Origin of the sequence: Gordonia spumicola (assembly GCF_009932475.1) — a bacterium.
In the GTDB taxonomy this organism is placed as follows: domain Bacteria; phylum Actinomycetota; class Actinomycetes; order Mycobacteriales; family Mycobacteriaceae; genus Gordonia; species Gordonia spumicola.
The window spans coordinates 304010-323042 of record NZ_BJOV01000001.1 but is presented as its reverse complement, the minus strand read 5'-3'; the positions used below and the strand labels follow the sequence as shown (position 1 = coordinate 323042).

Here is a 19033-nt window from a genome sequence, read left to right as displayed (position 1 = left end):
CCGACGCCCGCGACAAGTCCACTTATGCGGCGTGTGTAATGCTGAGTGAAACCAGGTGATACAGAACACTCACCCGACTTCATCGGAGGCACTTCATGACCACGACGAACCGCGCCCCGTCGGGCCGCTCCGGCCCGCTCGCGAACATTCGCGTCATCGAATTCGCGGGTATCGGACCCGGCCCGCACGCGGCGATGCTGCTCGCCGACCTCGGAGCCGACGTGATCCGCGTCCAGCGTCCCGGAGAACTCCCCGACCCGAACCGCAACGCCGACGCCCTGCTCCGCGGCCGCCGCGTGGTCGAGGCGAACCTGAAGAACCCGTCCGACCGCGAGACCATCCTCAACCTCGTCGCGAAGGCCGACGTGGTGATCGAGGGATTCCGTCCGGGCGTCATGGAGCGTCTCGGGTTCGGGCCGGACGACCTCGCCCAGGTCAACGAGGGCCTGATCTACGGTCGCATGACCGGCTGGGGCCAGGATGGTCCGCGCGCCAACCTCGCCGGGCACGACATGAACTACATCTCGCTGACCGGCATGCTCCACGCCATCGGCCGTCCCGACGAGAAGCCCACTCCCCCGCTCAACTTCGTCGGCGACTTCGGCGGCGGCTCCATGTTCCTGGTCGTCGGCATCCTGGCGGCCCTCGTCGAGCGCGCGGTGTCCGGCAAGGGCGAGGTGATCGACGCGGCGATGGTCGACGGCGCGGGCGTCCTCGGCCAGATGATGTGGGCGTTCCGCGGCACCGGTCTGTGGAAGGACCAGCGCGGCGTCAACCTCCTCGACACCGGTGCGCCGTTCTACGAGGTGTACGAGACGTCCGACGGCAAGTGGATGGCGGTCGGCGCGATCGAGCCGCAGTTCTACGCCGAGCTCGTCCGCCTCCTCGAACTCGACACCGACGCCCTGCCCCACCAGCTCGATCAGGCCCGTTGGGGCGAGCTGAAGCAGATCTTCGTCGACACGTTCAAGACCAAGACCCGCGACGAGTGGGCCGAGATCTTCGACGGCACCGACGCCTGCACGTCGCCGATCCTCGACTTCACCGAGGCCCCGAACGACCCGCATCTGGCCGCCCGCGGTTCACTCGTCGAGATCGACGGTGTGATGCAGGCTCAGGTGGCCCCGCGGTTCGCCCGCTCGCAGACGGTCACCCCGACCGGGCCCACCCGCGTCGCCACCGACCCTGCGTCGCTCTGGCCCGACAGCTGACACACCCGCACACGCTCTCCGAAGATCGGTTCAACTAGTGAGGTCCGCTGGCAGATTGCCAGCGGACCTCAATGGTTGAACCGATCTTCGGAGAACTTAGACCTTGGTGGCGCCCATGTCGATCTGGAACTCGGCTCCGGTGACCGCTGCGGCGGACGACAGGTAGACGACGGCGTCGGTGAGATCGTCGACGCTGGCGACCGGATAGTGGTCCATCATCGACGGGAAGTGGCGGCCCCATTCCTGGAAGGCCTTGATGGCCGACGAGTCCTCGAGGCCCATCGCCGTGTGCACGGCGTACGGGTGCACGGTGTTGACGCGGATCTTCTGCGGTCCGAGTTCCTTGGCCGCGGTCTGCGCCAGGCCGCGCAGTCCGAACTTCGACGCCGAGTACGAGGCCTGCGCAGGCATGGCCTTGATGCCCGCACACGACGAGATGATCACGATGCTTCCGCCGTTGCCCGCGTCGATCATGGCGGGGATCGCCGCCTTCAGCGTCTTCCAGGTACCGACGAGGTTGACGTCGACGACGTCCGTGAACTGCTCCTCGGTGAGCTCCCAGGTGAGTCCCCACGTCAGGATTCCCGCGTTCGCGACGACGTGATCGAGACGTCCGAAGCGTTCGACGCCGTCCGCGATCAGCTGCTGCTGGAATGCGAGGTCGCGGGTGTCGCCCTGGCGCGCGAGGATCTCGCCGCCCGCCGCCTCGACGAGGCGGACGGTCTCGGCGAAGTCGTCGCCCGTCGCAGGCGGATACGTCATGTGGTCGGCGACGCGGTCGGCGATGTCCATGCCGATGACCTTGGCGCCCTCCCGCGCGAACCGGATCGCGTGATTGCGCCCCTGACCTCGGGCGATTCCCGTGATGTAGACGACCTGACCGTCGAACTGACCCATAACCGCAGCACCTTCCTGACACACTGTCGAATTGCCGAACTGTAACACGTTCTAGTCATCCCGGACCGGACATCGCCGGTCGTCGTCCCACGAGCGGGCAGCCTCCCGGCGGACACCGGAAGACTCGGGCCGGAGTTCACCGCCGATCGGCGGAGAAGTCTGGCATTGTCACCGCATGGGAACGAACTCTGCGGCGATCGAACGCGCGGAACAACGGGCCCTCGACATCAGTCTCGTCGCGATGATCGTCATCGGCGGCGGAGCCGTGGTGTGGGGGCTGGTCACATCGACCCGCGTCATACTGTTCGACGGAGTCTTCGCGCTCGCGGGCCTGATACTCGTGTTCGTCTCGAAGGCCGCGGCCCGCGCCGCCTCCGAGCCTCCGACGGCCCGACACCCGTACGGCAAGCATGCCGCGGTCCCGCTCGCCATCGCGCTGCAAAGCGCCGCACTCCTCGGCACCGTCGTGTACGGAGCCCTCGACGCGATCACGCTGATCATCGACGGCGGGGCGGACGCGTCGGCGACGAACATCCTCGTCTACGGCGCGGTGACGGCGATAGCCTGCCTCGTTGTCATCGCCCTCCTGCGAGGCCCGTCGGCCGCCTCCGAACTCGCCATGACCGAAAAGGTGTCGTGGCGGGTCAGTTTCGCCCTGAGTGCCGTGATCGGAGCAGGCGGACTTCTCGGCATGCTCGCGGGCGGCGCGACGATCGCCCGGTACATCGATCCGATCCTGGTGATCGTCGCCTGTGCAGGAATCCTCCCGACAACCGTCGGACTCATGCGAACGGCCGTCCGTCAGCTGATGGAGGCGGCGCCAGACAGGCCGATCCGCGACGAGGTGGCGGCCGCAGTCGCCCGCGCGCAGACGCCGTTCGGGCTTCCCGCACCGCTGATCCGATCGGCGAGACTCGGCAGACGACTCTACGTGGAGATCGACTACGTCATCGTCGACGACGACGGCTGGACGGTCCACGACGAGGATGAAGTCCGGCGGGCCGTCGGCGCCGAACTCGGTGCGCTCGACTACGAGGTCTGGGCGACCGTCTCGATCACCGCCGACCCGGAGCTCAGCGCCGACTGAGCCGACAACAAACGCTCAGGCGCCGAAGGTGCGCTCGAAGCCCTCGGGAATGATCAGGTCGTCGCGGGAGAGGTCGGCGATCGACGCCTTGCCCAGTCCCATCAACGACGAGTCGACACCCATGCGGAGCAGGTCGAGGACGTTCTCCACACCCGTCTGTCCGTTGGCGGCCAGGCCCCACAGGTAGGCGCGGCCGATCATGACCGCCTTCGCGCCCAGCGCGAGCGCCTTCGTGACATCGCTGCCGCGGCGGATGCCGCCGTCGAGCAGGACGTCGAGGTCCTTGCCGACCTCGTCGGCAATCGGGCCGAGGACGCGGATCGTCGCAGGCGTGCCGTCGAGGTTGTTGCCCCCGTGATTCGACACCGAGATCGCCGTGGCTCCGATGTCGCGGGCGCGCTTGGCGTCGTCGATGCGGGTGATGCCCTTGACCATGAACGGGCCGTCCCACTGCTCACGCAGCCACTGCAGGTCGTCCCACGTGGGCGGGGGCGTGTTCATCCAGGTGCCGTAGACGTCGAAGAACGTCGGACCGGGTTCGCCCCGGTGCGCGATGTTCGGCGCGGACAAGTCGGGGATGATGAGCTTGCCGTCGCGGAACCAGCTCATCGCATAGCTCGGCTTGGTGATCATCTCCGGCGCGAGCTTGGCGACGGCGCGGACGTCCACCTGTTCGGGGATCTCCGGGCTGCCCCAGTCACGTCCGACGTTGAACACCCAGTCGGTGGTCACGATCAGACCCTTGCAGCCCGCCTCCTTCGCCCGCTGGGCGCGGGCGAGGATGTCTTCCTTGCTGCCGAGCCAGTAGATCTGGAAGAAGACCTTGTCGTTGACGGCGGTGACCTCTTCGACGGGCTTCGACGCGAAGCTCGACAGGCCCATCGCGGTGCCGCGGTTGGCGGCGGCGCGCGCGACGGCGACCTCGCCGTCCGGGTTGACGGCCTGCACTCCGGTCGGGCTGATCATCACCGGGAACGGCAGGTCCTGGCCCATCACCCTGGTGGTCAGGTCGCGCTCCGGCGTCGCTCCGACGACGTGCGGAGCGAAGCCGAGTTCGTCGAAGGCCTCGACGTTGTCGCGCAGGGTGATACCGGCCTGGGTGCCGGCGACAAGTGACGAGTACACCGTCTTCGGCAGCCGCTTCTGGGCGCGACGCTGCGCCTCCCCCACCGTCTCGAACCAGGGGTTCCGGCGCCACGGGTTCTTCTCCACCAACTCGGAGAACTTCGACATCGATTCAATTCCTATTCGTGAGAACTCGTCAGCAGGACGAGCAGCCGGTGGCCGTTGTCGGCGCGAATCCGGCGAGGGGATTCTCGTCGCAGTCGCGCGACGGGGGACGGGTCATCAGGGTGAGCGGGACGCCGCGGGAGTGGTCCTTGTTGGCGGTCGGCTTCGACCGGTCGCCTGCGAGGAGTTCCTCGCCGTAGCCCTGGACGCATTCGGGATCGGGGCCGTCGAGCGGGAGGCCGGTGAAGAACTTCGCCGCCATGCAGCCGCCGCGGCACGCGTCGAAGTGCTGGCACTTGGTGCAGGCTCCCGCGTTCTGCGGCTCGCGCAACTCGAGGAACAGGTCGCTGCGCTGCCAGATCTGCTGGAACCCGCCGTCGGTGGTGATGTTGCCGGCGAGGAAGTTCTCGTGGATGGCGAACGGGCACGCGTAAACGTCGCCGATCGGATCGATGAGGCACACCACGCGGCCGGCGCCGCACAGGTTGAGGCCCGGCAGCGCGCCGCCGCTCGAACCGGCGAACGCCGACAGATGGAAGAACGAGTCGCCGGTCAGGACGCGGTCGCCGTGCGCGACGAGCCAGTCGTACAGTTCCCGCTGCTGTTCGGGCAGCGGATGCAGATCGTCCCAGACGTCCGCGCCGCGGCCGGACGGGCGCAGACGGGTGATGCGCAGCGTCGCGTCGTACTTGTCGGCGAGGGCCTTGAACTCGTCGAGCTGGGCGACGTTCTGCCTCGTCATGACGACGCTGATCTTGGCGTCCTTGAAACCCGCGTTCTTGAGGTTCTCCAACGCCCGGACCGCCATGTCGAACGAGCCGGGACCGCGGACGGCGTCGTTGACCTCGGCGGTCGCGCCGTCGAGCGAGATCTGGACGTCGACGTAGTCGGACGCGGCCAGGCGCCGCGCGACGTCGGCGTTGATCCGCAGACCGTTGGTCGAGAACTTCACGCCGACCTGGTGGCTGGTCGCATAGTCGACGAGCTCCCAGAAGTCGGGGCGGACGGTCGGCTCGCCGCCGCCGATGTTCACGTAGAACACCTGCATCCGCTGCAGTTCGTCGATGATCGCCTTGCACTGCTCGGTGCTCAGCTCGCGCGGGTCGCGCTTGCCCGAACTCGACAGGCAGTGCACGCACGCCAGATTGCAGGCGTAGGTGAGCTCCCACGTGAGGCAGATCGGGGCGTCGAGGCCCTTCTCGAACTGGTCGACGAGGCGGCCAACCTTGGGTGTCGCGGGCGCCAGATTGAGCGGCGGGGTGGTCGACGGGAGCACCGTCGGACGTTCGATCGTGGTCACGGGTTCACTCCTGGGGTGCGGCCTTCGATGATCATTCCCGACTCGGCCAGCGCGGTGAGCGCCTGCAGATAGAGCGGGCGGTCGCCGTCGGTGATGCCCGCGGCGTCGAGTGCGGCGCCGGCGGTCGGATGGTCGGCGAGCGACTTCACGATTCCGACGACTGTCAGGTTCTTGAGGAACGACAGCTTGCGCGTTCCGAAGTGGTAGAGCAGGGCGCCGAACGGCTCGGGTCGCAGGGCGACCTTCGGGTTGAGCGTCCACGCGGCGGCGAGGTCGAAGGCGGGACCGCTCCCGGCGGCCGAGGGGCCGCCGGGAGCAGTGGTCGATGCGGTGGTCATCAGTAGACGCCGCACATCCCGTCGATGGACACTTCTTCCACCAGCGACTCGGCGACGAGCTCGTCGTGAGTCTGGGCTGCCTGTTCGGCCATGTGAACCAACCTCCTGATGTAGTTCTGTGTGGTTCGCTTCACACCATAATGGCACTGAGTGCAGAATTGCTAGCGTTCGGCGCAGATTCATCCCAGGTACCATCGTGACCAGCACAGACAGGAGACGATCGTGTCGAGACCGTTCGCCGGACGCCCCGCCGCGACCACTCGCGGCCGCCTCAGCGAGGTCGCGATCGACCTCTTCACCGCCAACGGCTTCGACGAGACGAGCGTCGACGACATCGCCTCGGCGGCAGGCATCGCGCGGCGCACGCTGTTCCGCTACTACCCGTCCAAGAACTCGCTCGCCTGGGGCGAGTTCGACGATCATCTCGACGACTTGCGAACCCGGCTCGCGCGAGCACCCGAGGACATCAGCCTCGGGGAGAGCCTGATCCGCGCACTCATCGTGTTCAACGAGGTGCCCGGCGACTACGTGGAGAAGCACCGCAGCCGCATGTCGCTCCTGCTGGGAGTGCCCGCGCTGCAGGCCCATTCGATGCTCATGTACGCCGACTGGCGCCAGGTGATCGCCGAGCACTGCGCGGCCCGACTCGCCGTCGACCCCGGCGACCACATCCCGCAGACCATCGCGTGGATGACCCTCGGCACCGCCCTCGCGGCCTACGACCAGTGGCTCGCCGACCCGACGTCCGACCTCACCGAACTCCTCGAGACCGGCGGCCGCGTCCTCGTCGACGGGGTCGGGTCGTTGACGACGGCCAGATCAGCCGAGCCACTCCATTCGTAGGATTCCGTCAGCGTCCGGTGTCATCTCGTACAGGAACATGTTCGTCACGTCGATGTTCGCCTGCATCAGGGCGAGCGAATCCGCGTTGACGATCCTGACGGTCCCCCGCTCCGTCGAATCGACGTCCGCCGGAGTGATCCGGAGATAAGTCAACAGACGTTCGGGGTGCACGAACGCGTCCGGGCCCGCGATCACCACATTCCGCGGCGTGCGGTCGTACGCGGCGAGGAAGTCGTCGACGCCCCAACCCTCGTAGCGTCGGTTGTCGACGACCGGAAGGCCCGCCCCGATCAATCCGTCCCGATCCGAGTTGACGGAGTCCACGAGCGCGACCCATGCGTCGTCGTCCGTGAAGTCGGTTCGCACCAGGACGGTGCCGTACTCGCGATCGAGATAGCGTTCGACGGTGTTGCCCGCCCCGTTCGAGTCCCGAAAGCGCTCCTCTTCCCGCGCCGCGTCGGCACGCTGAGCGGCCGCCACCGTCGCATCGATGCAGTCGCCCGCCCACTCGAACATCGCCGGATCAACAGGCGCGCCCACCACGAGATCCGACACCTCGGTGACGCCGTACAGCGAGCCGAGATTCCGGCCGATCACCACACCCGTCGCGGCGTCGAACACCCACTCGTACGCCCGGTTGCCCATGTCGTTCGACAGCGCGATCGTCACCGCCCACGCGGGCCTGCCTCGCACAGGCTTCGCGAGCACATCCGACGCGATGGTCCACCGTGGCCCGCCGTCGTGCACGGAACCGGCGACAGCCAGCAACCCCGCATCCGGCCCCGGCGGCGTCGGACCGATCGACCGCGGCGGTTCCGGCGCGGGCCACGCCGTGTACATCGTGAGTATCTGGTGAGGCTGCATCAGGTGGGCGGGGAGCATGCCCACACTCGACCTCGCGTGCGTGGCACGCGAACGCTCCATTCGACCGTCGACCGGGCGGTAGACATAGTCGGGGCCGACGACGAGTTCCACTCCGTCGGCGCCTTCCACCCGCCAGTAGCCCGGCGGGCTGTACCAGACTCGTCGCACCTCCCACCCGTTGCCGACGTTGTGCGAGAAGTTGACCGTCGCGACGATCGTCGACTCGGCCGTCGCACGATTGAACTCGATGAGTTCTTCCCCCGAAGGCGTCATGACTCGACGCTATCAACCGTTTCATCCGTTCAGGGGACAATGCACGAATCCGATCGACCCATCGACCAGGTGCGCCCTCCATCGCGGAACGCGGCGTCTGTGACACACTTCCAAGCGCTGATACCCTCATGTAGAACACGTTCTAGTTCCGGCCTCGGTCGGACGTCTCCGCACAGAGAGCGCACCATGACCGACCTGACCCCGCACAGCACGCGCAGCGCGATCCTCACCGTCGCCGAGGTGATCGACGAGACCGCGGACTCGCGCAGCATCGTCTTCGACATCCCCGGCACACACGCCGAGAAGTTCGCCGACTATCTGCCGGGTCAGTTCCTCACCCTGCGCATCCCGTCCGACCAGACCGGGTCGGTCGCGCGCTGCTATTCGCTGTCGTCCGCACCCAAGCACGACGCGCTGCCCAAGGTGACGGTCAAGCGGACCGTCGACGGCTACGGCTCCAACTGGATCTGCGACAACCTGTCCGCGGGCGATCAGGTCGAGGCGCTGCCCCCGTCCGGCGTGTTCACCCCGGCCAACATCCACGCGCCGATGCTGCTGCTCGCCGCCGGATCCGGCGTCACACCGGTCATGTCGATCCTCAAGACCGCTCTCGCGACCGGCACCGGGCCGATCATGTTCTTCTACGCCAACCGCAGCGAGAACGACGTCATATTCGGCGCCGAACTGCGCGACCTGCAGGACAAGCACCCCGGCAGGCTGTCGGTGATCCACTGGCTCGAATCTGTCCAGGGCCTGCCGACCGAGAAGAAGCTCGCGACACTGTTCGCGCCCATGTCCGCGACCCACTCTGCCTACATGTGCGGTCCGGGGCCGTTCATGGACGCCGTCCACGCAGGCCTGGCGAAGGCCAAGTTCGACCACCACAATGTGCACGCCGAGGTGTACAACTCGCTGTCGGGCGACCCGTTCGTCGACGTCGAGCACGCCGAAGTGAGCGAGGAGGAAGCCGCCGACGCGGCGCAGGTCGAGGTGGAGCTCGACGGCGAGACCCACGAACTCGTGTGGCCTCGATCGCGCACCCTCGTCGACATCATGCTCGCCGCCGGACTCGACGCCCCGTACTCCTGCCAGGAGGGCGAATGCGGTTCGTGCGCGTGCACGCTCACCGAGGGCACCGTCGAGATGGAGGTGTCCGGAGCCCTCGACCCGGACGACATCGCCGACGGCTACATCCTCGGCTGCCAGGCCAAGCCGACGTCCGACAAGCTGCGCGTCGAGTTCTGACTCTAGGAGACACAACCTAGACTCGACGGCATGATCCACGAGCGGCTCACACGCATCCTGTCGGCGATCCTCCTGGTGCCGGGAGTCCTGCACTTCGTCGCGCCGGAACCATTCGACGGAATCGTCCCCGACGAGGTTCCCGGCGACAAGCGGATGTGGACGTACGCGTCCGGCGCGGCCGAGATCGGACTCGGCGCAGCGGTTCTCGTGCCCCGCACCCGCCGGACAGCGGCCGGTCTCGCGGCACTTCTGTTCATCGCGGTGTTCCCCGCGAACGTCAACATGATCCGGCTGTGGGTCGACAAGAGCACGCTGATGAAGTCCATCGCATGGGCGCGCCTGCCCCTCCAGGTCCCCCTGATCGTGCTGGCGCTGCTGGTCCGGCGGGGCGCTCCCCGTCGCGTCGTCGACGAGGCCTGACCCCGTCAGCGGAGTGACCGGAAATGCGCCCGCTGGTCGGGCGTCAGCTTCTCGACCGCGTAGGAGAGCGCGGTACGGCCCATCTGCGAGGCGTGAGCCTGGAGATAGTCGGTGAGCACCGACTCGTCGATCCGGCCTCCCGCCTCGCGGAGCATCCAACCGAACGCCTTCTGGATCAGATCGCGGCGGTCGTCGATCACCAGCGGGGCGACGGCGAGAATCGCGTCTGCCCGACCGGCCCGGATGAAGGCGTAGGCGCCGATGATCCCCACACGACGACGCCACAGATCATCCGACGCCGCCCACTCGAGCAACTCGCCCGCATCGTCGACCTCGACAAGCCAGGCGCCGAGAACGTCCGACGCCGAGCAGTCGACGAGATCCCAATTGTTCACCCGCCCCGACACCACCGCCTCCCGGTAGGTCTGCACCCACGACTCACGCTCCGATCCGCGCGCCGAGAAGTTCAGAACCATCGTGAGCAGGGCCAGATGGCGGACCTCGTGCAGTGGTGAGTCGAGAAGTTCGATGATCACCCCGGCCGGCAGTCCACGCAGCGATCGCGACAGTCGTCGCAGGTCCGGGACCCGGACACCGACGAACTCGTCGCCCTCGCCGTACTCGCCCGGACCGGTCTTGAAGTAGCGCCGGGCCGAGGCGGCCTTGTCGGCGTCGCCCATCGCGACGACCGCCGACGAGATGTCGGCCGCCGTCGACTCCGGGCTCACGCTCATGCGTCGAGCAGAGCGGCGATCGGCGTTGGCGTCAACAGGTGTGGCCGGGTCTTCATCAGCTTGCCGACGCGGCCCGCACCGACGACGCCGGTCAGGATTCCGTCGCGACTGTAGTAGGCGAGGAATCGGCGGCCGTCGTCGTCCACCACGTGGACGTCGTCGTCGCTATGCGGCGCACCGAGCATCTGGATCTTGAGACCGTACTGGTCGCTCCAGAAGTAGGGCACGGCCTGATGCGCGATCGGATGGCCGAGCAGTTGCGCGGCGACGATCGCGGCCTGGTCGACGACGTGATTCCAGTGCTCCACACGGTTGTGGTCGCCGTGGACATCGGTCCAGTTCGCGGCGTCGCCGAGCGCGTAGACGTCGTCCACGGCCAGTCCCACTCCGTTGCAGGCGATGCCGCCGCCGGATTCGCGCGGCGCCATCGGGATGCCCGATCCGTCGAGGTAGCCGAGGTCGGGGTAGCCGCCGATGCCGACGACGACCAGATCGGCGTCGATCGTCGTCCCGTCCGACAGCACGATCCCGGTGACCGCACCGTCAGCGACGGCCAGCTCGTCCACGCCGGTTCCGGTGCGCAGGTCGACGTCGGCCTCGCGATGCAGACGGGTGATCATCTCACCGATCGTGGCGCCGACCGCCACGGCGAGCGGGGTCTGCGCGGGTTCCACTACCGTGACGGGGATGTCCAGGGCCCGCAGGCTGGCCGCGACCTCGCAACCGATGAATCCGGCGCCGACGACGGCCGCCTTCGTCGCGGTGGCGGCGTCGGCGCGCAGGGCGAGGGCGTCGTCGATCGTGCGGATCACGTGGACGCCGCGGACGTCGTCGGCTCCCGGGAATCGGCGCGCGACGAGCCCCGTCGCGAGGACCAGAGTCCCATAGCTCACCTGGTCGACGACACCGTCATGGTCGACGGTCACGGTGTGCGACGCCGGGTCGACCGCGGTCACCCGGGTGCCGGTGCGCAGATCGATACGACTGTCCGTGTAGTACTCGGGGCGCTTGAGGTCGGTCGTGGTGTGGTCGCCGGTCAGGACGGCCTTCGACAGCGGCGGGCGGTCGTACGGGGCGTGCGGCTCCTCCCCGATGAGGACGAGTTCGCCTTCGTAGCCGCCGTTGCGGAGGTTCTCGGCGAGCCGGATTCCGCCGAGGCCTGCGCCGACGATCACGATCGGTTCGTTCATGGAGTCTCCTTCACGACTTCTCGGCCGCCCCGCGGCTCACTGAGGTGTAACAGGTTCTAGTTTAGCCAGAAGCCACCGGCCGTCCACGCGCCGCATCCACGCCCAGCGGGCGACACCGGTATGCGACGGCGTGTCCGCGTGCGCCCCGACGACGATCGTCTGATCCGCGAAGACCATCACCCGCGCCGACCGGTCGGACCGGGTGACGGCCGCCGCGTCGGTCACGTCGACGGTCATCGTCACGTCCGACTCGACGGCGGAGGTGAAGACGACGTCCGGCCCGCGAAGGGCGTAGTCGGCGGCCAGCACCCCGGTGAGGTGTGCGGCCACCTCGTCCCGTCGGCGAGTGGTGTCGGCGGGCGCGAACGTCATCAACGCCGACACCGCCGACGCGGCGGCCGCCGCGACCTCTCCATCGGGCGGCACCGGTTCGACTCTGGCGCGGACGCTGAGCGTGCCCACGACGACCGCGACGGTCAGTCCGGCCGCGATCAGCGCGAGCCACACGGACAGTCTGCGACGCTCGCCCGTCGGCCGATCACTCCATCCGATCATGAGAGTCGCTCCGTGTTCGCGACGAGCCACCTGTCGTCCGACCTCGTCATCGTCACCCGGAGGGTCACCCGCTGCTCCCCCTGTTGTCCGCCGACGAGAGTCGGATCGGTGGCCTGCGCGACGAGCACGACATCGACGGTGTCGCCGTCCGCGCGCTCGGATCCCGCGGTGACGACACTGCCCGCCGGCCGGACCGCCGACGAGCGGACGTACTCGGCGATCGCCCCGTGATTCTGCTCGAACCGTCTGCGCTGGTCGCCGGTGCTGTCGTCGACGATCGCGGCCAGGTACGCGTCGGCGTTCGCGGGGTCGGGCGTCAGCATCGTGACGACGGCGGCGGACGCCGCGGCCACGGCGTCGTCCGACGACGCCACCGCCGACCGCGTCGACGACGCGGACAATGTGGCCCACAGTCCGACACCCGCCGCGGCGACCGCGACCACCAGCGCCGCGACAAGCGCGAGCCGGACCGCGGCGCGGCGTCGTCGGGCACGACCGCGCAGGGCCGGGGCGGCCGCGATCAGCGCGAGACGCTCCTCGCGGACGGCGTCGGCGAGCTTCTCACGGGCCTGTCGCACGCGCTGGGTATCGGTCATGAGAGGTCGTCCAATCCGGACAGCCGCCACTGGCCTGCCACGCGGCTGAAGTCCGCGTGGACGGCCTTCCGTGCGGTCGACGGGGTGCCGGACGCGGGAGTGACCGTCACGCGGACGGTCAACAGCACCGACCCGGTGTCACCGTCGACGTCGACGACCGCCGTCGTCAGCGGCGCCCATTCGACGGTCGCGACGCCGTCTGGGGCACCCGACGCGAGGGCAGGCGCGAGCGTCGTCGCCAGTGGCTCGGCGAGATGGCCGCGGGCGGCCGCGCGGTCGCTCCGCCAGGTGGCGGCGTGCACCGTGAACACGGTCGCGACGGCGACCGGGGCCTGGTCGGCGAGGTCGGTCCGCGCGTCGGCGTCGGCGACCGCGGTCGACCTCGACCCGAGCGCGGCGACACACCAGACGAACGCGATCACGACGACGACGGCCACCGCCGCGACGGCGAGCCGTGTCCGTCGGTCGACCGGGGCCTCCAACCGTTCGACGATCCTCACGCCAGCACCTCCACGCCCGCGATCTTGAGGACTCCGTCCTCCGGGGTCATCAGGACGCGCATCCGGAAGTCGGACGCGGCGTCGTCGGTGCCGTCGGCCGTGCTGATGCGAACGCTCGCGGTGACGAGCATCAACGCGGAGCTCCCGTCGCGTCGGGCCACCGCCACCCCGTCGATCCGCCCCGCGCCTCGGGTGCGGGCCGATTCGATGTACTTGCTGTATGCGTCGGCCGACTGCGCGAACGAGTCGTGGAACTCGCCCGTCGCCCCGGCCAGTATCCGCCCGGCGCGGGCCGTGTCACCGTTGTCCGCCTCGAGGAGCAGCGACACCCGCTCGGTGGTCGCCGCGATGAACTCGTCGTCGGAGAAGTACGACGGGGCGGTCGCATACCGCCAGGACACGACCCCGATCAGCGCCGCGACCACCACCGTGATCACCGCGAGCGCCATCACCGACCGGGTCGACGTCCGAGAGCCCGCCCGGACGTCGGCGAGTTCGTCACGCGCCTGTCCGGCGGCGCGCCGCGCCGCGCGCAGTCGGGCGAGGGATCGGTCGGTTTCGGACACGCTTGCCACGATAATCACCGCTGCTCCGAGCCCGGTGACCAGCCCGTGGTCACCAGGCTCGGAGCAACCGTCAGGACTGGCCGATCCGGGCGTCGTAGTCGGCGCGGGCCGTGCGATCGGCGTTCAGGAACATCGTGTCGGTCTTGGTCAGACGGCTCAGGCGACGCTTGAGCCCGACCGGCACCGCCGGATTCGCATCCACCCAACCGAAGGACCGCGGAGCCGTGACCCGGACGCGCGGTGTCGCGATCGTCGCAAGGACTTCGCGCGCGACCACGTCGGTGCCGACGGACCGGACGAGCATGTTGGTCTGCAGTCCGTCGATGAGCCCGGTGTCGGTGAACGACGGCATCACCGTCGACACCCGCACTCCCCTGCCCATCAGCTCCGCGTCTGCCGTCTCGGAGAACTCGATGACCCCCGACTTGGCGGCGTTGTACACCGACAGTCCCGGCGCGGCGAGTCGGCCCGCGACCGACGCGATGTTCACGATCTGTCCGTGTCCGCGCGCGACCATGCGTCGCCCCGCCGCGCGCGTGCCGAGGATGACGCCGACCAGGTCGATCTCGACGGTCCGACGGATGAGCGCCTCGTCGTAGTCGAGGATCGATCCGACCGGCATGATCCCGGCGTTGTTGATGAGCACGTCGACGGGTCCGACCCGTTCCTCGACTGTGTCGAGGAACGAGTCGAACGACGCGCTGTCGGTCACGTCGAGCGCCATGCCCTCCACACCGAGGTCCGCCGCAGCCTTGGCGACGGCGTCGACGTCGATGTCGCCGAGCGCGACCCGTCCGCCCGCGGCGAGGACCTGCCCGGCGATCTCGAAGCCGATGCCTCGGGCGCCGCCGGTGATCGCGACGACCTTGCCCGCGACCCCGCCACGGATCCGGGCGAGGCGTTCGTCGGCACGGCGAGAGAAGAACGACATGGGGAGCACTCCTGAATGAGGGATCAATAGATCATCGGGGCGAGGAACTTGGCGGCCATCGCGCGGACGTGTTCGGGCGTCCGACGCTCCGGGTCGTCGACCGGCGACTCGAGGAACGACGTCACGAGCCGAACGTGCAGTTCGACGGCTTGGAGGAGGTCGTCGTCGGGCATGGTGGCTCCCGCTCGGCGCAGCGTTCGGGCGACACGCTCGGTGACCATGACGAGGAACAACGAGCTGACGGTGGCCGTGATGCTGCGGATCTCGACGTCCTCGATGACGACGCGGCGCAGCAGCGGGTCGTTCTCGACCATGTCGGCGCCCGTCGCGAACGCTTCGATGACGGCGTCGGCCGGGCCGAGTCCCTCGACGCCTCGCTCGATCCGCTCCATGCCTGCCTCGAACGTGCGGTTCGCGACGGCGAGCAGCAGGTTGTCCTTGTTGGGGAACCGGCGGTACAGCGTGGATCGGCTGACACCCGCCACACGCGCCACCTCGTCCATGTTGGCACGACGCACGCCGACCTCGGCGAACTCACCCGCCGCGGCGGCGAGGATCGCCTCCTCCTGGTCGGACGGCGACGTCGTGACACGCGGCTTGCGTGCGGACCCGACCATTCAGCGTCGCCGCATCGTGACGGGCAGCTTGTCCTTCGGGACGGGCAGCGCGCTGTAGTCCATCGGCATCACGTAGCCGTCGGGGACTGTCCACTCGTAGCCGCGGAGCAGATGATGCATGATCGTCTTGATCTCCATCTGCCCGAAGTACAGGCCGATGCACTTGTGGACGCCGCCGCCGAACGGCATCCACGCCATCCGATGCGCCTTGTCTTCGGCGCGGTCGGCTCCGAACCGTTCCGGATCGAACACGTCCGGGTGCGAGTACAGGTCTTTGCGCCGGTGGTTCCCCAGCTGGGGCACGACGACCATCGTCCCCTTCGGGATGAAGTAGCCCTGAACCTCGGTGTCTTCGATCGCCATCCGCGGCTGTGCGGGCACCGGCGGACACATGCGCAGCGACTCGCGCATGATGAGGTCGATCGTCGTCATGGAGGAGAGGTCGTCGTAGGTGAGATGCTCGCCGAGCGCGAGCGACTCCTCGCGCGCCTTCTGCTGCCACTCGGGGTGTTTCGCCATGTGGTACGCCATCTGCGACATCGTGATGGTCGACGTGTCGTGCGCCGCCATCAACACGAAGATCATGTGGTTGACGACGTCCTCGTCGGTGAACGTGTCGCCGTCGTCGCTCTCGGCATGGCACAGCACCGAGAACAGGTCGGGCGTCGCCGTGGCCCGCTTGGCCGGGATGTGCTGGTAGAAGAAGTCTTCGAGGATCTTGCGCGAGCGGACGCCCTTCCACCAGCGTCCGCCGGGAACCGGCTTGCGGACGAACGCCACTCCCGCGCGGACCGTCTCGATGAACGCCTTGTTGAGGCGGTCCGCCTCTGCCTTGGGCAGTTCGAGGCCGAGGAACACTTCGAGCGCCACATCGAGGGTGAGCTGTTTGAACTCGTTGAGCATCAGCACGCGGCCGGTCGGGAAGCGCGTCATCCGCTCGGCGATCATCGGCTGCATCTCGTCCATGTAGCCCTTGAGGACCTTGGGCGTGAACGCCTGCTGCAGGATGTGCCGGTGGTGACGGTGCTCGTCGAAGTCGAGGAGCATGACGCCACGGTTGAAGAACGGGCCGATGAAGTAGCTCCACGCGGGGGCGTTCGCGAACGCTCGGCGCTTGTTCATCAGGATCTCGTCCGCCGCGGCCGGCCCGTTGCAGGTGACCATCCGGACGCCGAGCGCGTTCATGCCGTACACCTCGCCGAACCGCAGACGCTTGTCGTCGCCGAAGGAGAACGGATCGCGGCGCATGCGGAGGATCTCGAGGACGCCGTTGCGGTCGGTCACGGGCACCGGTCGCAGACCGCTGTCGATGTCGGGTTGCGCGAGAACCGGTGCCGCCATGATGATCTCCTCCTCGGGCGCGGCGTCGCTGTGACGCCGCTCTCACCCATTGGAACAGATTCTTGAGATTGTTTCTAGTACTTCGTCTCAGCGGTTGACGAGCAGAGCGTGGCACCTGCGGAGACGTTCCTCCCACCACAGCCTGCGGGCGGCCGATGCGAGGGGCGCGTCGTCCGACGGGACCACGCTGCGCGGCTCGACGGCGCCGTCGTGCATGCGGAACGACATCCCGGCGTCGCGGGTGAACATCGCTCCGGTGCCGAGTCCGCACGCACGGTGCAGGTTCGGGAGCGCGGCAGCGGCGGCGACGCCCGCCGACATCCCGATCGCGGTGTCGAGCGCACTGGAGACGACGACGTCCATGGGCAGGCGTGCCGCGAGGTTGAGCAGCGACCGCATGCCGCCCAGCGGCGCGACCTTGAGCACCGCGATGTCGGCGGCCTCAGCCTTGGCGACGCGCATCGGATCGGTCGACCGGCGGATCGACTCGTCGGCGGCGATCAGCGCGTCCACCGACCGCCGCACCTGCGCGAGCTCCTCGACGGTGCGGCACGGCTGTTCGACGTACTCGACGTCGCCGATCGCGGCGATCGCGGCGATGGCCTGGTCGACGGTCCACGCGCCGTTCGCGTCGATCCGCACATTCGGCACCACGTCTCGCGCGGCGGCCACGCGGTCGACGTCGTCGGCGAGAGTCTGACCGGGCTCGGCGACCTTGACCTTCACCGTCTTCGCTCCCGGGTAACGGCCGATGATCGCGGCCACCTCATCGGCGGGGACCGCGGGCACCGTCGCGTTGACGTCGACGGCGTCCCGCAGCGGTTGCGGCGCTCCCAGATAGGCGGCCTCGATGCCCGCGGCGAGCCACAGTCGCGATTCGGCGTCGTCGTACTCCGGGAACGGCGCGAACTCGCCCCAGCCTGCCGGACCTTTGAACAGCAACGCCTCGCGGACGGTGATCCCACGGAACATGGTCCGCATCGGCAGCGAGACGACGCGGGCGCTCTCGAGCAGGTCGTCGGCCGTCGGCATCGACGGCGGCGGCGCGTCCTTCGGCTTCAACCGGAACGTCGGAACCGGACTCTTCCGGTCGTCCGACGTCCCGAACGGCGACGTCTTGTTCTTTCCCGAAGGCTGCGAGAACACCATGTCCCCAGCCTATCGATCAGAACGGCTGCCGCGGCTCCGTCATCTTGTCGATGCCGACGGCGATCCAGCAGAAGACGACGGCGACCGCGATGAACGCAGCCGTGTACGCAGCCTCGCTGATCATGGTCTCGGTGATCGTCTCCCACCGGAAGTCGACCTCGTCCAGGCCGACGCTGACACCGTATGCGGCGAGGCCGGCGAACGGTGCGACGATGAGCCCCGCGAGACTCCTCCGATGCCCGAGAACCCATGCCGCGGTCAGCGCCGCCACGGTCAGCGCGGTGAGAATCCAGAACACCTGGGACCGGAACCCGGCAGTCACGCCGTCGCGATCGCCGACGATCTCCCAGAACTTGTCGGTCGTCGCCGCGAGCCGGTGGACCGCATAGATCAGGACCGCCAGGAGCCCCGCACCGATCGACGCTCCGCGCGATCGGACCGCACGATCGGCGGACGCGACGACGCCGATCACGAGGACCAGCAAGGGAATCATCCAGAGCCACCCCACGATTCGACGCAGCGTCTCCGCGTCGTCGATCGCCGTCGACTCGTAGATCTTGTACGTCGCGGCAGAGGTCGCCATGTCGATGGCGAAGTACACGGCGAGCACCGCGAACGCGATCCCGATGGCGACCCCCGCGGACCGCCGCCGATCGGCGGGACGCGCAGCCGTCGGGTAGTACGGCACCTGACCGACCTGATTGAACGGTTGCGACGGCGGCATCATCGGCTGCTGATGCGGCGCGGGTCCGAACTGAGTGGTCCCGTACTGCGGCGGCGCGTACTGCGGCTGGGGCGTGAACTGCGGCTGGGGTGCGTACTGCGGCTGATGCACCGGAGCAGGCTGCGGCGCGGTCGGAACCGACGGCTGCCCGTGGACGACGGTCGAGTCCGGCGAAGCCACCGGCATGGCGCGTGTCGGTTCGGGACCGGCGGGGACCGCGGCATGACTGTGCGTCGCGGGCGACGACGCCCACGGCTGGTCGGGTTGCGACGGGTCGCCGGGGAGTGCCCCGTGTCGCCCCGACGGCGTGTCCGTGCCCGGTATCGCGGTGAGCCTGGTCTCCGCCGCCGACGGCGGTGTGGGCGGAGGCGAAGGCGGTGGGCCGACCGGACCAGGAGGGTTCGTCATTGCCGCATGTTAGC

22 protein-coding genes are annotated in these 19033 nt (G+C 68.5%); 5 read left to right on the top strand and 17 right to left on the bottom strand.

Annotated elements, in window-relative coordinates:
* The first annotated feature begins 95 nt into the window (after positions 1-95).
* Positions 96-1211, top strand: coding sequence for a CaiB/BaiF CoA transferase family protein (locus GYB83_RS01640; RefSeq protein WP_161893825.1), 1116 nt, complete (start codon positions 96-98; stop codon positions 1209-1211).
* Between the two features lie 96 nt (positions 1212-1307).
* On the opposite strand, the gene GYB83_RS01635 is transcribed toward GYB83_RS01640, so the two are convergent.
* The gene (locus tag GYB83_RS01635) at positions 1308-2108 is read right to left on the bottom strand and encodes a mycofactocin-coupled SDR family oxidoreductase (protein ID WP_161893824.1); all 801 of its coding nucleotides are present in this window, start codon (positions 2106-2108) and stop codon (positions 1308-1310) included.
* Positions 2109-2283: 175 nt separating this feature from the next.
* Here GYB83_RS01635 and GYB83_RS01630 point away from each other — a divergent pair, with 175 nt between their 5' ends.
* Positions 2284-3195: a cation efflux transmembrane domain-containing protein gene (locus GYB83_RS01630; protein WP_161893823.1), complete on the top strand. Its 912-nt coding sequence runs from the start codon at positions 2284-2286 to the stop codon at positions 3193-3195.
* A 15-nt stretch (positions 3196-3210) separates the two neighbouring features.
* Here the strand turns inward: GYB83_RS01630 and mftD are convergent, their stop codons facing one another.
* From mftD to mftA, 4 genes are read right to left on the bottom strand one after another with little or no spacing between them, the layout of a single operon-like run.
* Positions 3211-4428, bottom strand: a complete 1218-nt coding sequence (mftD, locus tag GYB83_RS01625) for a pre-mycofactocin synthase MftD (RefSeq protein WP_161893822.1) — start codon at positions 4426-4428, stop codon at positions 3211-3213.
* Positions 4429-4456: 28 nt separating this feature from the next.
* Positions 4457-5725, bottom strand: coding sequence for a mycofactocin radical SAM maturase (mftC, locus tag GYB83_RS01620; RefSeq protein WP_161893821.1), 1269 nt, complete (start codon positions 5723-5725; stop codon positions 4457-4459).
* Positions 5722-6063 carry a mycofactocin biosynthesis chaperone MftB gene (mftB, locus tag GYB83_RS01615; RefSeq protein WP_161893820.1) on the bottom strand — a complete coding sequence of 114 codons (342 nt, stop codon included), beginning with the start codon at positions 6061-6063 and terminating at the stop codon, positions 5722-5724. The genes mftC and mftB overlap by 4 nt, the downstream gene beginning before the upstream one ends.
* Positions 6063-6155, bottom strand: coding sequence for a mycofactocin precursor MftA (mftA, locus tag GYB83_RS01610; protein WP_132992091.1), 93 nt, complete (start codon positions 6153-6155; stop codon positions 6063-6065). The genes mftB and mftA overlap by 1 nt, the downstream gene beginning before the upstream one ends.
* Positions 6156-6285: 130 nt before the next feature.
* Here mftA and mftR point away from each other — a divergent pair, with 130 nt between their 5' ends.
* Positions 6286-6906: a mycofactocin system transcriptional regulator MftR gene (gene mftR / locus GYB83_RS01605; protein ID WP_228461119.1), complete on the top strand. Its 621-nt coding sequence runs from the start codon at positions 6286-6288 to the stop codon at positions 6904-6906.
* Here the strand turns inward: mftR and GYB83_RS01600 are convergent.
* Positions 6883-8043: a DUF6924 domain-containing protein gene (locus GYB83_RS01600; protein ID WP_161893819.1), complete on the bottom strand. Its 1161-nt coding sequence runs from the start codon at positions 8041-8043 to the stop codon at positions 6883-6885. The genes mftR and GYB83_RS01600 overlap by 24 nt on opposite strands.
* Positions 8044-8229: 186 nt before the next feature.
* Here GYB83_RS01600 and GYB83_RS01595 point away from each other — a divergent pair, with 186 nt between their 5' ends.
* Both GYB83_RS01595 and GYB83_RS01590 read left to right on the top strand, forming a co-directional pair.
* Positions 8230-9288: a ferredoxin--NADP reductase gene (locus GYB83_RS01595; RefSeq protein WP_161893818.1), complete on the top strand. Its 1059-nt coding sequence runs from the start codon at positions 8230-8232 to the stop codon at positions 9286-9288.
* 30 nt (positions 9289-9318) lie between these two features.
* Positions 9319-9708 (top strand): DoxX family protein, encoded by a 390-nt coding sequence (locus GYB83_RS01590; RefSeq protein ID WP_161893817.1) that lies wholly within the window; start codon positions 9319-9321, stop codon positions 9706-9708.
* Between the two features lie 5 nt (positions 9709-9713).
* On the opposite strand, the gene GYB83_RS01585 is transcribed toward GYB83_RS01590, so the two are convergent.
* The 11 genes from GYB83_RS01585 to GYB83_RS01535 form a co-directional block, all read right to left on the bottom strand.
* Positions 9714-10442 carry a DNA alkylation repair protein gene (locus GYB83_RS01585; RefSeq protein ID WP_161893816.1) on the bottom strand — a complete coding sequence of 243 codons (729 nt, stop codon included), beginning with the start codon at positions 10440-10442 and terminating at the stop codon, positions 9714-9716.
* Positions 10439-11632 (bottom strand): NAD(P)/FAD-dependent oxidoreductase, encoded by a 1194-nt coding sequence (locus GYB83_RS01580; protein WP_161893815.1) that lies wholly within the window; start codon positions 11630-11632, stop codon positions 10439-10441. Before GYB83_RS01580 ends, GYB83_RS01585 begins: the two co-directional genes overlap by 4 nt.
* A 36-nt stretch (positions 11633-11668) precedes the next feature.
* Complete coding sequence (locus GYB83_RS01575; RefSeq protein ID WP_161893814.1) at positions 11669-12187, bottom strand: hypothetical protein; 519 nt, start codon at positions 12185-12187, stop codon at positions 11669-11671.
* Positions 12184-12783 carry an Rv1363c family protein gene (locus tag GYB83_RS01570; RefSeq protein ID WP_161893813.1) on the bottom strand — a complete coding sequence of 200 codons (600 nt, stop codon included), beginning with the start codon at positions 12781-12783 and terminating at the stop codon, positions 12184-12186. The genes GYB83_RS01575 and GYB83_RS01570 overlap by 4 nt, the downstream gene beginning before the upstream one ends.
* On the bottom strand, positions 12780-13283 hold the full coding sequence (locus GYB83_RS01565; protein WP_161893812.1) for a hypothetical protein: 504 nt from the start codon (positions 13281-13283) through the stop codon (positions 12780-12782). The genes GYB83_RS01570 and GYB83_RS01565 overlap by 4 nt, the downstream gene beginning before the upstream one ends.
* On the bottom strand, positions 13280-13849 hold the full coding sequence (locus GYB83_RS01560; RefSeq protein ID WP_161893811.1) for an Rv1363c family protein: 570 nt from the start codon (positions 13847-13849) through the stop codon (positions 13280-13282). Before GYB83_RS01560 ends, GYB83_RS01565 begins: the two co-directional genes overlap by 4 nt.
* A 70-nt stretch (positions 13850-13919) precedes the next feature.
* Complete coding sequence (locus tag GYB83_RS01555) at positions 13920-14780, bottom strand: SDR family NAD(P)-dependent oxidoreductase (protein ID WP_161893810.1); 861 nt, start codon at positions 14778-14780, stop codon at positions 13920-13922.
* Between the two features lie 23 nt (positions 14781-14803).
* Positions 14804-15397 carry a TetR/AcrR family transcriptional regulator gene (locus tag GYB83_RS01550; protein WP_161893809.1) on the bottom strand — a complete coding sequence of 198 codons (594 nt, stop codon included), beginning with the start codon at positions 15395-15397 and terminating at the stop codon, positions 14804-14806.
* Positions 15398-16738, bottom strand: coding sequence for a cytochrome P450 (locus GYB83_RS01545; RefSeq protein WP_161893808.1), 1341 nt, complete (start codon positions 16736-16738; stop codon positions 15398-15400). It lies immediately after the preceding gene.
* A gap of 87 nt (positions 16739-16825) precedes the next feature.
* Positions 16826-17887 (bottom strand): o-succinylbenzoate synthase, encoded by a 1062-nt coding sequence (locus GYB83_RS01540; RefSeq protein ID WP_161893807.1) that lies wholly within the window; start codon positions 17885-17887, stop codon positions 16826-16828.
* Between the two features lie 16 nt (positions 17888-17903).
* The gene (locus tag GYB83_RS01535; RefSeq protein WP_161893806.1) at positions 17904-19019 is read right to left on the bottom strand and encodes a hypothetical protein; all 1116 of its coding nucleotides are present in this window, start codon (positions 19017-19019) and stop codon (positions 17904-17906) included.
* Between the last annotated feature and the right edge of the window lie 14 nt (positions 19020-19033).

Excerpts from the sequence above, each read along its gene's own strand:
- GYB83_RS01640 (WP_161893825.1), top strand. The coding sequence starts at position 96 with ATGACCACGACGAACCGCGCCCCGTCGGGCCGCTCCGGCCCGCTCGCG.
- GYB83_RS01635 (WP_161893824.1), bottom strand. The coding sequence starts at position 2,108 with ATGGGTCAGTTCGACGGTCAGGTCGTCTACATCACGGGAATCGCCCGA.
- GYB83_RS01630 (WP_161893823.1), top strand. The coding sequence starts at position 2,284 with ATGGGAACGAACTCTGCGGCGATCGAACGCGCGGAACAACGGGCCCTC.
- mftD (WP_161893822.1), bottom strand. The coding sequence starts at position 4,428 with ATGTCGAAGTTCTCCGAGTTGGTGGAGAAGAACCCGTGGCGCCGGAAC.
- mftB (WP_161893820.1), bottom strand. The coding sequence starts at position 6,063 with ATGACCACCGCATCGACCACTGCTCCCGGCGGCCCCTCGGCCGCCGGG.
- mftA (WP_132992091.1), bottom strand. The coding sequence starts at position 6,155 with ATGGCCGAACAGGCAGCCCAGACTCACGACGAGCTCGTCGCCGAGTCG.
- GYB83_RS01600 (WP_161893819.1), bottom strand. The coding sequence starts at position 8,043 with ATGACGCCTTCGGGGGAAGAACTCATCGAGTTCAATCGTGCGACGGCC.
- GYB83_RS01595 (WP_161893818.1), top strand. The coding sequence starts at position 8,230 with ATGACCGACCTGACCCCGCACAGCACGCGCAGCGCGATCCTCACCGTC.
- GYB83_RS01590 (WP_161893817.1), top strand. The coding sequence starts at position 9,319 with ATGATCCACGAGCGGCTCACACGCATCCTGTCGGCGATCCTCCTGGTG.
- GYB83_RS01585 (WP_161893816.1), bottom strand. The coding sequence starts at position 10,442 with ATGAGCGTGAGCCCGGAGTCGACGGCGGCCGACATCTCGTCGGCGGTC.
- GYB83_RS01580 (WP_161893815.1), bottom strand. The coding sequence starts at position 11,632 with ATGAACGAACCGATCGTGATCGTCGGCGCAGGCCTCGGCGGAATCCGG.
- GYB83_RS01575 (WP_161893814.1), bottom strand. The coding sequence starts at position 12,187 with ATGATCGGATGGAGTGATCGGCCGACGGGCGAGCGTCGCAGACTGTCC.
- GYB83_RS01570 (WP_161893813.1), bottom strand. The coding sequence starts at position 12,783 with ATGACCGATACCCAGCGCGTGCGACAGGCCCGTGAGAAGCTCGCCGAC.
- GYB83_RS01555 (WP_161893810.1), bottom strand. The coding sequence starts at position 14,780 with ATGTCGTTCTTCTCTCGCCGTGCCGACGAACGCCTCGCCCGGATCCGT.
- GYB83_RS01550 (WP_161893809.1), bottom strand. The coding sequence starts at position 15,397 with ATGGTCGGGTCCGCACGCAAGCCGCGTGTCACGACGTCGCCGTCCGAC.
- GYB83_RS01545 (WP_161893808.1), bottom strand. The coding sequence starts at position 16,738 with ATGGCGGCACCGGTTCTCGCGCAACCCGACATCGACAGCGGTCTGCGA.
- GYB83_RS01540 (WP_161893807.1), bottom strand. The coding sequence starts at position 17,887 with ATGGTGTTCTCGCAGCCTTCGGGAAAGAACAAGACGTCGCCGTTCGGG.
- GYB83_RS01535 (WP_161893806.1), bottom strand. The coding sequence starts at position 19,019 with ATGACGAACCCTCCTGGTCCGGTCGGCCCACCGCCTTCGCCTCCGCCC.